9 protein-coding genes and 1 pseudogene are annotated in these 12753 nt (G+C 46.2%); 5 read left to right on the forward strand and 5 right to left on the reverse strand.

What is annotated here, in order from left to right:
* Positions 1-19: 19 nt before the first annotated feature.
* Positions 20-2062, forward strand: a complete 2043-nt coding sequence (locus H9J30_RS09515; RefSeq protein WP_240130808.1) for a M13 family metallopeptidase — start codon at positions 20-22, stop codon at positions 2060-2062.
* A gap of 58 nt (positions 2063-2120) precedes the next feature.
* Here the strand turns inward: H9J30_RS09515 and H9J30_RS09520 are convergent, their stop codons facing one another.
* Together H9J30_RS09520 and hxpB are read right to left on the reverse strand one after the other, a co-directional pair.
* Positions 2121-2447 (reverse strand): DUF2845 domain-containing protein, encoded by a 327-nt coding sequence (locus H9J30_RS09520; RefSeq protein ID WP_240130809.1) that lies wholly within the window; start codon positions 2445-2447, stop codon positions 2121-2123.
* A gap of 52 nt (positions 2448-2499) precedes the next feature.
* A complete protein-coding gene (gene hxpB, locus H9J30_RS09525) occupies positions 2500-3153 on the reverse strand; it encodes a hexitol phosphatase HxpB (RefSeq protein ID WP_240130810.1) in 654 nt (217 codons plus the stop codon).
* Between the two features lie 421 nt (positions 3154-3574).
* On the opposite strand from hxpB, the gene acnB reads away from it, so the two are divergent.
* On the forward strand, positions 3575-6172 hold the full coding sequence (acnB, locus tag H9J30_RS09530; RefSeq protein ID WP_240130811.1) for a bifunctional aconitate hydratase 2/2-methylisocitrate dehydratase: 2598 nt from the start codon (positions 3575-3577) through the stop codon (positions 6170-6172).
* Between the two features lie 166 nt (positions 6173-6338).
* Here acnB and rsd read toward each other — a convergent pair whose 3' ends face one another.
* Complete coding sequence (gene rsd, locus H9J30_RS09535; protein WP_240130812.1) at positions 6339-6824, reverse strand: sigma D regulator; 486 nt, start codon at positions 6822-6824, stop codon at positions 6339-6341.
* Between the two features lie 458 nt (positions 6825-7282).
* On the opposite strand from rsd, the gene hemE reads away from it, so the two are divergent.
* Entirely contained in the window at positions 7283-8347 is a 1065-nt protein-coding gene (gene hemE / locus H9J30_RS09540; protein WP_011070792.1) for a uroporphyrinogen decarboxylase, read from the forward strand.
* A 117-nt stretch (positions 8348-8464) separates the two neighbouring features.
* Here hemE and H9J30_RS21745 read toward each other — a convergent pair.
* Positions 8465-8545: pseudogene (locus tag H9J30_RS21745) on the reverse strand (YacL family protein); the annotation flags it as partial.
* Positions 8546-8991: 446 nt separating this feature from the next.
* Here H9J30_RS21745 and pdeB point away from each other — a divergent pair.
* On the forward strand, positions 8992-11562 hold the full coding sequence (gene pdeB, locus H9J30_RS09545; RefSeq protein WP_240130813.1) for a cyclic di-GMP phosphodiesterase PdeB: 2571 nt from the start codon (positions 8992-8994) through the stop codon (positions 11560-11562).
* Between the two features lie 74 nt (positions 11563-11636).
* Positions 11637-12440 carry an SDR family oxidoreductase gene (locus H9J30_RS09550; RefSeq protein ID WP_240130814.1) on the forward strand — a complete coding sequence of 268 codons (804 nt, stop codon included), beginning with the start codon at positions 11637-11639 and terminating at the stop codon, positions 12438-12440.
* Here H9J30_RS09550 and H9J30_RS09555 read toward each other — a convergent pair.
* Positions 12437-12658: a hypothetical protein gene (locus tag H9J30_RS09555; protein WP_240130815.1), complete on the reverse strand. Its 222-nt coding sequence runs from the start codon at positions 12656-12658 to the stop codon at positions 12437-12439. The two genes, H9J30_RS09550 and H9J30_RS09555, sit on opposite strands and share 4 nt — an antisense overlap.
* Positions 12659-12753: the final 95 nt, after the last annotated feature.

The raw sequence follows: 12753 nt of genomic DNA on the forward strand, positions 1-12753 counted from the left end.
ACGGAAGCTGGGGAAAACAATGAAGAAGATTAGCACACTGGCGCTGGGTATTGCCTTGAGCCTAGGTTTAGCCGCTTGCAGCAGCGAGCCTAAAACTGAAGTCGCCGCGGTTTCTGGCATTGAATTACAAAACTTTGATGCCTCAGTTCGCCATCAAGATGATTTTTACTACAGCGTTAACGGTAAATGGTTAGCGAACACGCCCATTCCTGCTGATAAATCTAACTACGGCGCCTTCTCTGTGCTGTACGATCAAAGCCAAGATGCATTGAAAAAAATCATCGATGCCGCAGCCGCGAAAAAGAATGCCGCCCCAGGTTCCAACGATCAAAAAATTGGTGACTTTAACGCCAGCTTTATGAACACCGATTTGCTCGAAACCTTAGGTGTTACACCGCTCAATCCATTGTTGGCGGATATCGCAGCGGTGAAAACCCACGGCGAACTACCCGCAGTGATGGGCAAGTTACTGACCAGCGGCTCAGGTATTCCCTTTGGTTTTTACGTCAATAACGACGCGAAAAACTCGAGCCAATACGCGGTGTATTTAAGCCAATCGGGTTTAACCCTGCCTGATCGCGATTACTACTTAAAAGATGATGCAAAATTTGTCGCTAACCGCCAAGCGATGGCGAAATATGTGACAGATATTCTGACTGAAGCTGGCTATAAAAATGCGAAACGCGCCGCGAAAAACGTGGCCGACATCGAAATGATGATCGCGAAAAGTCAGTGGAGCCGTGTTGAGTCGCGCGATGCAAACAAATCCTATAACAAACTTGACCGCGCTGAGCTGCAAAAGCTGTTGGGACAGTTTGATTTTAATGCCTTTGCTGCGAATGCTGGCTTAGGTGATAAAGTGGCTGACGTGATTGTGCGCCAACCCTCTTATTTTGAAAAGCTAGGTGCCAATTTTGATGCCTTCCCTGTTTCGGCTTGGCAGGATTATTTAACGTTCCACCTCGTGGATAGCTACGCAGAGCTGTTAAGCAAAAACTTTGTCGATCTTAACTTTGCTTTTAAGAGCAAAACTTTGATGGGTATTGAAGAGCAGCAACCGCGCTGGAAAAAAGCGGTGGATGGTGCCGATACTGTGATTGGTGAGCTGGTGGGTGAGGAGTATGTTAAGCAATACTTCAAACCTGAAGCTAAAGCACGCATGGAAACCATGATCAAAAATCTGATCAAAGGCTTCGAAGTCAGTATTAATGAACTTGAATGGATGACGCCAGAGACGAAAGTCGCTGCTCAAGAAAAACTGTCTAAGTTTACCTACAAGATTGGTTATCCAGACAAATGGAAAGACTACACTGCGCTAGAAATCAAGCCTGATGAGCTGGTGGGCAACTATATACGTTATGCCCAGTTTGAATATCAAGACATGCTCAACAAGCTAGGTAAACCGATTGATCGTACTGAGTGGCATATGACGCCACAAACGGTAAACGCTTATTACAGCCCCGTCGGCAATGAGATTGTGTTCCCTGCGGCGATTCTGCAACCGCCATTCTTCAATATGGAAGCCGATGATGCGGTGAACTACGGTGGTATCGGTGCGGTTATTGGTCACGAAATCAGCCATGGTTTTGACGATCAAGGTGCGAAATACGACGGCGATGGTAACCTGCGTGATTGGTGGTCAGATAAAGACCGTGAAGAGTTCCAAAAACGCGGTAAGCAACTGTCTGCACAGTATTCAGGTTATGAAGCACTGCCCGGTAAGTTTGTAAACGGTGATTTAACCCTAGGTGAAAACATCGGTGACTTAGGAGGGTTAACTGTGGCTGCTCGTTCTTATCTGATGAGCTTAAATGGTAAGCCTGCACCAGTTATTGACGGATTAACCGGCGAGCAGCGTTTCTTCGTCGGTTGGTCTCAGGTATGGCGCCGTAACTACCGTGATGAAGAGTTAGGTCGTCGTCTGTTGACTGATCCTCATTCACCTAGCCACTACCGTGCTATGGGGACACCGCGTAATATTGAAGCCTTCTACAAAGCCTTTGAGCTGAAAGAGAGCGATAAGATGTACTTAAAACCAGAAGAGCGCGTAAAAATCTGGTAATCCATTCTGTTATAACGAAAAAGCCAGACATTTGTCTGGCTTTTTGCTTAGGTTAGGATTAATGCCCATATCCTAGGGTTTCAATTTTTTCGATTTTTTGATCGGTTGCATAAACCCGCCGCATTAATCGTGTCGGGCCAAAATCATAGGTCCATTCAGCGTATTCTATCGGCAACTTGCTCGGATCAATCACGATATCGCCAGCGGAATTTCGGTAGGTTGCTGGTTTGCTGTATTCTTTAACTTCGTTTGGTTGACCGCACTTTTCTAACACTGCGTCTAAGGGATCGCCTACGTTGATGACGAATTGCTTACAGCGCATAGAATCTGTCGCTAAGGCTGGCAAGCTCGCCGCCCACAGTATTAACAACACATAATACTTCATCGGTTTGTCCTAGCAGTGATTAACCTTTCTCAAATTGACTCGGTGAATTGATTTAGACCACCTTATCAAGCTCCAATAAACTCTCTAATTGGTGATGGGCAATGATCCATTTTGCTTCTCCGCGTTGTTCTGGCGCAGGAATCGCAACGGTTTGCATATTGGCTGCGCGGGCTGCGATCAGCCCATTAAAAGAGTCTTCAATCGCGAGGCAATAACGTGGATCAACCCCTAAAACGGTAGCACAATTGAGGTAAACCTCGGGATGCGGTTTACCATAGGTGAGCGCTTCTGCCGATTCGACTGCCATAAATTGGCCCTTAAGCTTAAGCCTTGCCAGCACTGAATCAATCAACACTATTGGTGATGAGGTTGCTAAGCCAATTTTTAATCCTTTAGCTTGGCAGTATGCCATGGCTTGCTGAACGCCTGGCATAGGTTCACCAGTTTGCAGGATTTCTTCTGCGACCTTATCGACAATTGTTTTACTGACTTTGGCATTGTCGTAGTCGGCCCAAGGGGCTTTGTGATACCAATAATCGACACATTGGTCGATACGCAGCCCCGTGGTTTGCTGAATCGTTTCGAGAGTGACTGGCACGCCAAGCGCCGATAAGACTTCATATTCAACCCGCTGCCATAGGGGTTCAGAATCGATTAAAACGCCATCCATATCAAAAATGACGGCTTGAATGCTAAGGGATGCCATTACTACTCCAAAGGACGGGAAATGGGTTATTGGAGCTTGAGTGTAAGTTTAAGCCAGCTATCTTCAAAGCCTAAATACACAAAGTTGAGAAATATTTACTGTGAAAAGCATTTCGTTATCAGGAAAATGATCGTTCGATTTTAAATTGGTCAACTTATGTTAACTATCTGTAGATTATAGTTTTTTGTCTCTTTTCAAACTATTGTCTAATTTCCATTGTTTTATTCATGCCGTAAGTTGACTTGCACCTCCGGATTTAGCCCTTATTTCGTCTTTCGCCGAGTGTGACCTGATTCATACTTTTGCAAAGCTGTAGTATACTGCTGGCCGGAAATACGGGTCGATCATGTCGGACTGTCAGCTTCAATTGAGAAGACGTGCAGTTTCGTTGTTAGAGCGCCAAACAAAGAGGAATGTTGCCGTGCTAGAAGCATATCGTAAACACGTCGCAGAACGTGCTGCAGAGGGCGTAGTCCCTAAGCCATTAGATGCCCATCAAGTGGCTGAACTGGTTAAATTGGTTCAAAATCCCCCCGCTGGTGAAGAAGCGTTTGTTCTTGACCTGCTCGAAAATCGAATTCCCCCCGGTGTTGACGAAGCGGCTTACGTTAAAGCTGCATTCTTAGATGCGGTTGCTAAAGGCACTGCAACTTCACCAATCCTGTCTGCCGAACGTGCTACTGAATTACTTGGCACTATGCAAGGTGGTTATAACATCGAGCCGTTAATTGCGCAGCTCGATAACCCTGCGTTAGCGCCATTAGCCGCTAAAGCACTCGCTCACACTCTGCTGATGTTTGATTCTTTCCACGATGTGGTTGAGAAGATGGAAGCGGGCAATCAGTTTGCTAAGCAAGTGGTTGAAGCATGGGCAAATGCAGATTGGTACTTAAGCCGTCCAAAATTAGCTGACAAAGTGACCCTGACGGTATTTAAAGTCTCTGGTGAAACCAACACCGATGACCTGTCACCGGCACCCGATGCTTGGTCCCGTCCAGATATCCCATTGCACGCATTAGCTATGCTGAAAAACGCCCGTGATGGCATCGAGCCAGATGTTGCTGGCAGCGTAGGTCCAATCAAGAAATTAGAAGAACTAAAAACCAAAGGTTTCCCATTAGTTTATGTGGGTGACGTAGTTGGTACAGGTTCATCACGTAAGTCAGCGACTAACTCAGTACTGTGGTTCATGGGTGATGATATCCCGTTCGTACCTAACAAGCGTGCTGGTGGTTTCTGCTTAGGTGGCAAGATTGCACCGATTTTCTTCAACACGATGGAAGATGCGGGCGCACTGCCAATCGAGCTTGATGTGAGCAAGATGGAAATGGGCGATGTGATCGACATTTACCCATATGCTGGCATTGTTAAGCGTCACGGCACTGATGAAGTGATTTCTGAGTTCAGCCTGAAAACCGACGTACTGTTAGACGAAGTGCGTGCAGGTGGTCGTATTCCACTGATCATCGGTCGTGGTTTAACTGATAAAGCGCGTGCGGTGTTAGGTTTACCAGCATCAAATGTATTCGTACGTCCTCAAGACATCGCTGATAATGGCAAAGGTTATACGCTTGCACAGAAGATGGTCGGTAAAGCCTGTGGTGTTGCTGGCGTACGTCCAGGCCAATACTGCGAACCTAAGATGACGTCTGTGGGTTCTCAGGACACTACCGGTCCTATGACCCGTGACGAGCTGAAAGACTTAGCCTGTTTAGGCTTCAGTGCTGACTTGACTATGCAGTCATTCTGCCACACTGCCGCTTATCCAAAGCCAGTTGACGTTAACACGCACCACACGTTGCCAGACTTCATCATGAACCGTGGTGGTGTGTCGCTGCGCCCAGGTGACGGTGTTATTCACTCATGGTTAAACCGTATGTTATTACCAGACACAGTAGGTACTGGTGGTGACTCACATACGCGTTTCCCAATCGGAATTTCATTCCCAGCGGGTTCTGGCCTAGTAGCATTTGCGGCTGCGACCGGTGTGATGCCGCTGGACATGCCTGAATCAGTATTAGTTCGCTTTAAAGGTAAGATGCAACCTGGCATCACCTTACGTGACCTAGTACATGCAATCCCATTAAAAGCGATTGAAATGGGTCTGCTGACTGTTGAGAAGAAAGGTAAAATCAACATCTTCTCTGGTCGTGTATTGGAAATCGAAGGCTTAGAAACCCTGAAAGTGGAACAGGCATTCGAACTGTCTGACGCCTCTGCAGAGCGCTCTGCAGCCGGTTGTACTATTAAGTTAGACAAAGAGCCAATCATCGAGTACCTCAACTCGAACATCACTATGCTGAAGTGGATGATCGCCGAAGGTTACGGTGACCGTCGCACCATCGAGCGTCGTATCAAAGGCATGGAAGAGTGGTTAGCCTATCCTGAGCTGATGAGCGCCGACAAAGATGCTGAGTACGCTGCAGTAATCGAAATCGATCTGAACGAGATCAAAGAGCCAATCCTATGTGCGCCTAACGATCCTGATGATGCAGTATTACTGTCATCTGTTGCGCAAACTAAGATTGACGAAGTGTTTGTCGGTTCTTGTATGACTAACATCGGTCACTTCCGTGCGACCGGTAAGATGTTAGACAAGTTTGCTAAGACACTGCCAACCCGTCTGTGGATTGCACCACCGACTAAGATGGATAAAGATCAACTGACCGAAGAAGGTTACTACGGTATTTTCGGCCGCGTTGGTGCGCGTATCGAGATCCCAGGTTGTTCACTGTGTATGGGTAACCAAGCACGAGTGGCCGAAGGTGCAACTGTTGTGTCTACTTCAACTCGTAACTTCCCGAACCGTTTAGGTACAGGCGCTAACGTATACTTAGCCTCTGCCGAATTAGCAGCGGTAGCAGCCCTGTTAGGTCGTCTGCCAACGGTAGAAGAGTACCAAGAATACGCTAAAGAGTTAGACGCAACTGCAGCTGACACTTACCGTTACTTGAACTTCGATCAAATCGATTCTTACACCAAGAAAGCATCGCAAGTGATCTTTCAATCAGCTGTATAATTGATTGATATAAAATGCAAAAGCCAGCGAAAGCTGGCTTTTTTGTTTCAATCATACTGTTTGGGACAAGGATAATGTTCAAATACGAAGGGCATTGCAGCTGTTCATTGGATATCAATGGTTTAACTCCATTGATATAGAGTTATCCATTGATTATCGAGTAGCATTAAGCTTGTTGGGCGTGCTCTGAGTATTTGCTGTGTAGCACTTCGAGGAGCTTATCCTCTAACTCGAAACGCGTCTCCATGCTATGGGCTAATTCGGAGAGATCTTTATCGAGCTGATACAGCACTTGATCGTCCTGCGTTTCTGCATATTTATCGTTAAAGTCTAACGCTACGTTGGTTGTTGGGGTGATTTTTGGCAAAACCTGTTGAATCGCGGCTTTGCAAGGGGCGCCAAATTTTTCACAGGCATTAATCACTTGGTCATACACTTCAAAGTGACCTTCGGAAACGTAATCCACTAATAAGTCGCAAAAGGATTTTACGTGTTCGAAGGAGGGAAGCGATTTTTCCGCGTTAGTGTAGGGGGGGAGCCCTGCAATTTGGCAATAATGCACCAAGAGTTTGCGGCGATTTTCTAGCCATTGATCTATAAGCTTATTTGAACCGCCCCACTTTTGTTCTGCTTTTTCGAGTTCTCTCAGCATGATGCATTCCATTTAAGTGCCAGGACATTACTCTAATGTAGGGGAGAAATAGCTATTCGATCAACCCTTTTTATCGGGATTTGTAAGAATTGCCTGATGGACAAACCAGCTGTTTTGTATAAAAAAATGTGGAAATAAAAAGCCCAACGATAGAAAGCTATCGTTGGGCGAGTATGTATATAGCAGGCTCGATGCGACGAGCTTCTTGATTGTTCTTGCTAGCGCAGACTTTTTATACCAAACGCGGGGAACCGGTGCAACTTTTTTCTGTCTGAGTGTGATTTGTCGTTCGATTAGTAAACAGTATGTTATCTGGCTAGCATTTTAAGGATAAGTGCTTAAATGGACAGCAATGATGGGGAATAGCTCACATTAATTAGCTCATATTGGTTACATTATTCGCGTAAATGCTAAACTACCGTCCCAGCGGATCTCAATAAGTCTAGGAATCAAGCCAAATGGCAGAATTAAAGAATGATCGTTATTTACGCGCCCTACTAAAACAGCCTGTTGATATGACCCCAGTGTGGATGATGCGTCAAGCGGGCCGTTATCTCCCTGAATATAAAGCGACTCGTGCCCAAGCGGGTGACTTCATGTCTTTATGCAAAAACCATGAACTGGCCTGTGAAGTGACGCTACAGCCGCTGCGTCGTTATGAGCTAGATGCGGCGATTCTGTTTTCCGACATTCTGACGGTTCCCGATGCGATGGGATTAGGTCTGTATTTTGAGGCGGGTGAAGGCCCACGTTTTGAGCGCCCAACAGACACTATTGATGCCATCAAAAAATTATCAATTCCTGATCCAGAGGATGAGCTGGGTTATGTGATGAAGGCTGTTAGCACAATTCGTCGTGAATTAAATGGTCAAGTGCCATTAATTGGCTTCTCAGGTTCACCTTGGACGCTGGCCACTTATATGGTTGAAGGCGGTTCGAGCAAAACCTTCGAAAAAATCAAAAAAATGGCCTATGCCGAGCCTGCTGCACTGCATATGTTACTCGACAAGTTAGCTGACTCAGTGACTTTATACCTGAATGCGCAGGTCGCTAATGGTGCTCAATCTTTAATGATTTTCGACTCTTGGGGCGGTGCATTGTCGCATACAGCTTACCGTGAGTTTTCACTGCGTTATATGCAGAAGATTGTCGATGGTCTGACTCGCTTTGCCGATGGTCGCCAAGTACCAGTAACGCTATTCACTAAGGGCGGTGGTTTATGGTTAGAAGCCATGGCTGAAACCGGTTGTGACGCTTTAGGTTTAGACTGGACAGTCGATATTGCCGATGCCCGTCGCCGTGTAGGCCATAAAGTTGCACTACAGGGCAACATGGATCCTTCTATGCTTTATGCGCCAATTCCACGCATTGAAGAGGAAGTTGGTCAAATCCTTGCGGGATACGGTGAAGGTACAGGCCACGTATTTAACTTAGGCCATGGTATTCACCAGCATGTCGATCCAGAGCATGCAGGCGCCTTTATTAAGGCGGTTCACGCTCAATCTAAGCAATACCATAAGTAAACAGCACTAAATGATAAACGGACCTCAGGGTCCGTTTTTTTATGGGACAAGCCGCCAAGCCATAATCTTATGCTTTATACCAATCGTATTAAATATCTGTTCATTCAGCGGTAGTTAAACGGGCTTTAGACAAGGCGAAGGCTTGAAGGCATAGTGGTGCTCTGTCGAAAGCCTTAAACGCGGTATAAGCCCGTTCAACCCCGCCCTTCGGGAGCCTCACAGGCATCTCACTCCCGTGTTACATTGACTTAAAAGGGAATAACCATTTCTTCGTCAATGCGCCTTGGATTGAGATGCCTGTGAGGCTCTGAACTGATTAGATATTTAATGTGATTGGTATTAGACCCCGGTGACTTGAAGCTTGGATGATAACAAGTGCGTTAAGCAAATGTATTAGAAAGCGCTTACCCAGGGGTTTAGCGTATAGGGTGTTGATTAATGTCTAACTTTTAATAACTTATTTATCGAATAGCTGCGTTAAATCAAAGGCGTTTAACACAATTAAATGCATGCTATTGCTTATTTTAGCAACGGATAAAGCAAAGTGATATTTAATACTATTTGCAAATGAGATATGTTGCGTGGCGCTATAAGGGACTAAATAAAGCCGTTTGTTAATTTAATTACGTAAGCCGTGGTAAAAGATGCGTATAGGCAACAAAATATTGGTATTTATTGCAGGGTTCTGTTTACCAGCTGTTGTGCTTGTTTCCTATTGCCTCAGTGTTTGGTTTGACCATAGGGTCGAATTATTACGTCAAGATAATGTGCAGCGCGAGTTGGCAAATATCCAGCAGCAGTTTCGAATCGATGTTGATCGGTTAGGTTTCCTCACTAATATTTACGCCTCACCATTAGCTCATCTCGATAGTGAGCAGTTAAAATCCCTCGAGTCCTCGTGGCTTGAGAGCTCCATGTCTGGCAATTTAAGTTGGTTTATTCTGCGCGATGGAAATTTGCAAAATGTTTTCCAGAACGAGCAACCAATCGCAGAAGCCAATCGGCAGGAAATCGCTAAGGCGATAACAACGCAGGCTAAGCCCGAGTTTGCAAGCGCCTATTTAATTGGCGATAAAGGATATGTGGTGACGGCTGTCGCTTCACATCTGAACGAGTATGTGTTGTTGGTGCGGCAACTTACCGAGCGTGATCTACTGGAATATGCTCAAACTTCCCTCGTTGCTCGAGTCAGTATGTCGAATGCTGAAACAACCAATATTACTTCACATCCAAGTTCGGTTGCGTTGCCGAGTTTGATTAGTCAGCAACCTATTTATCTTCACGTTGAATTTTCCGATGATCCCTTCCGTGATGTAAAACTTAGCCTCGACTGGGTGTCGCTCGCGGTGATCTTACTGGGGATATTGATTGTTGCCTTAGGTTATGTTTGGTTGCGTGCGTGCCTATTACAGCCCTTTAAAAGCTTAATGCAGCAATTGGCGCTCGTTGATCCCATGGCAAGTGTCTATCGGCCTGTTACCAGCGAGGGCAATGAAGAGTTATCTGTGCTGGCGAGTAGAGTCAATAGCTTGCTCGCACGCATTTATCAGCAGAAAGAGCGCGGTAAAATAACCTTAGAGTCGATTGCTGAAGCCGTGATCCTGACCGACATCGATGCCAAGGTGATTTATATGAATCCTAAGGCCGAAACACTGCTAGATGTCGCCAGTGCTGATGCCGTTGGTGAGAGCCTTGCCAGTTTATTAAAGGCGGGAGAGCAGTTAAATCAAGCGGTATTTCACTGTATTCGTCTTGGGGAGACAATGCCTCAGGTCGCTAAAATCAAATTATTAACCACAACGCCGCGGATTATTGAACGCAGCATTAGCAATGTCCTTAATCATGAAAAAGAGATTGTCGGTACTGTGGTGGTGCTGCGGGATATTACCCAAGAAGAACTCCTTAAACATCAGCTACAAAAACGCGCTAATTTCGATGGCATCACTGGACTACTGAATCGGCAAGCATTTGAAGAGCAACTGCCCGAATTTGCCAGTCAGGCGAGGAGCCTTGCAGTATGTTATCTGGATTTAGAGCAGTTTAAGCTAATCAATGATAGCTGTGGGCATACTGCGGGTGATCGCATGCTGGCGATGGTCGCTAGGGCGATGCAGTCATGTCTTGGGCCACAGGAATTATTAGCCCGCTTGGGTGGTGATGAGTTTGGATTGGTGATTTGCGATCGCACCGCGTTAGCTGTGGCGCAGTTACTGAAGCAAATTATTGCTCAAGTATCTCTGCAAGTGTTGCACGATAAAAACTGTAACTACAAAGTGGGGTTAAGTATCGGTGTGGCCTTTGGTCGAGCGCCCTATATTAATGCGCAGGAGTTACTCAAAGACGCGGATATTGCCTGTCTTGCCGCCAAAGCCAAGGGTTCCAACCAAATTCATATTTACGATGATAAAGATAAAGAGCTGACTTATCAGCGTAATGCCCCTAAATGGGCGGTGCGTATTGCCCAGGCGATTGAGGAAAATGAACTGCTGCTTTATTACCAACCGATTCGCGGCTTAGGAGCCAGTTCTAAACGTCAGCGGATGGAGGTTTTACTTAGGATCCAAGAGCCCTGCGGCCGTATTTTGGCGCCAGCGCAGTTTATTGCCGCAGCAGAGCGTTTTAAGCTGATGCCTGAAATTGATAAAGAAGTGATACGTAAAGCCTTTTTATGGCTGTCTTTAAATTCGCAGCTTTGGCAGGATCACTGTATCTCAATCAACCTTTCGGGCAATAGTTTAGGCGCCGAGGGCATGGTGGAATATATTGCCAAGCAGCAACAGATTTTTGATATTCCAAGCCAGTGTGTTTGTTTTGAAATTACTGAAACTACCGCGATTCAAAATCGTCACCGCGGCATGGAAATGTTAAGGCAGCTGCGCAAACTCGGGTTCTCCTTTGCCTTGGATGATTTTGGTAGTGGCTTTGCGTCCTACGGCTATTTACGGGAATTACCAGTGGATTACGTAAAAATCGACGGTTGCTTTGTTAAAAACCTTGCCGTTAATGCCAAGGACTATGCCATCGTGAAATCCATTCAAGACGTGTGTCGTGTTATGGGGATCGAAACGGTTGCTGAATTTGTTGAAAATCAAGAGATTATTGATAGGTTGCAAACGATTGGTATCAACTATGCGCAAGGCTATGCAATCGGACGGCCGCAACCTTTAGCGAGTTATTGTGAGCAGTTTGAGACGTGCTTAGCACAACGCGCATAGGGATTGCGCTTTTAAGGTGATTGTGCGAGCTTAGCCTTAAATGTAATTAACTCATTAGTAACAAAGGAATAGTTATGGATGGACTGACGGGGAAAGTGGTCATCATTACTGGCGCGTCTGAAGGTATTGGTCGCGCGCTGGCCATTGCGATGGCGCGGATAGGATGCCAACTTGTATTGAGTGCTCGCAATGAAACGCGGCTTGCCTCCCTTGCCCTCGAAGTGGCTAACTATGGTCCCACTCCCTTTGTGTTTGCAGCCGATGTCAGTAGCGCCTCCCAGTGTGAAGATTTAATTCAAGCCACGATAGCCCATTATAGTCGTATCGATATTCTGGTGAACAATGCGGGCATGACGATGTGGTCACGTTTTGATGAGCTTAACCAGTTGTCTGTGCTCGAAGATATCATGCGTGTCAACTATTTAGGCCCAGCGCATTTAACTCACGCCGCCTTACCCTACTTAAAATCGAGCCAAGGTCAGGTGGTGGTGGTCGCTTCGGTTGCAGGGTTAACGGGGGTGCCAACTCGTAGTGGCTATGCGGCGTCCAAACATGCGGTTATCGGCTTTTTTGATTCACTGCGGATTGAACTTGCTGATGATAATGTGGCGGTCACGGTTATTTGTCCTGACTTTGTTGTCTCGCAAATTCATAAGCGCGCCCTCGACGGTGAGGGTAAGCCCCTTGGTAAATCTCCGATGCAGGAAGCCAAAATTATCACTGCTGAGCAATGTGCCAACATGATGCTCCCAGTGATAGCGACCCGAGGGCGGCTGCTCATTACTTCGCTACGTGGCCGACTCGGGCGCTGGCTAAAGCTGATTGCACCGGGCTTAATCGATAAAATTGCCCGTAAAGCAATTGCTTCAGGGCGTTAGCTTTTATTGAGGTGTTTAACTATGGTTTGCTCAGCTTCGTTTTGAGTCGCTTTTGTTCCCTCTGCCTGAATACTCGCTGTCGCTTTGTGGCCTGTAAGATCCTCGGCAATGTGTAACCAATCTGGATGCCAGTAAAAATCCTGCCCCGATAGGGTTTGCCAGTTGTGTACGCCGGACTTTTCGCCTTGATAAATGATGTCTTTGATTGAATAACCCATAGAAAACCCCTGATTTATTGTTGGATGTCATTATTGAGGTTAAATAGTGCGCCATCCCTCCCTCTGCTGATGTGCGTCAGATCACGTATTTAGGC

The organism is Shewanella cutis (assembly GCF_022410515.1).
Lineage (GTDB): Bacteria > Pseudomonadota > Gammaproteobacteria > Enterobacterales > Shewanellaceae > Shewanella > Shewanella cutis.

What these genes read in the sequence shown, in the direction of transcription:
- H9J30_RS09515 (WP_240130808.1), top strand. Translation starts at nt 20, where the DNA reads ATGAAGAAGATTAGCACACTGGCGCTGGGTATTGCCTTGAGCCTAGGT.
- H9J30_RS09520 (WP_240130809.1), bottom strand. Translation starts at nt 2,447, where the DNA reads ATGAAGTATTATGTGTTGTTAATACTGTGGGCGGCGAGCTTGCCAGCC.
- hxpB (WP_240130810.1), bottom strand. Translation starts at nt 3,153, where the DNA reads ATGGCATCCCTTAGCATTCAAGCCGTCATTTTTGATATGGATGGCGTT.
- rsd (WP_240130812.1), bottom strand. Translation starts at nt 6,824, where the DNA reads ATGCTGAGAGAACTCGAAAAAGCAGAACAAAAGTGGGGCGGTTCAAAT.
- hemE (WP_011070792.1), top strand. Translation starts at nt 7,283, where the DNA reads ATGGCAGAATTAAAGAATGATCGTTATTTACGCGCCCTACTAAAACAG.
- pdeB (WP_240130813.1), top strand. Translation starts at nt 8,992, where the DNA reads ATGCGTATAGGCAACAAAATATTGGTATTTATTGCAGGGTTCTGTTTA.
- H9J30_RS09550 (WP_240130814.1), top strand. Translation starts at nt 11,637, where the DNA reads ATGGATGGACTGACGGGGAAAGTGGTCATCATTACTGGCGCGTCTGAA.
- H9J30_RS09555 (WP_240130815.1), bottom strand. Translation starts at nt 12,658, where the DNA reads ATGGGTTATTCAATCAAAGACATCATTTATCAAGGCGAAAAGTCCGGC.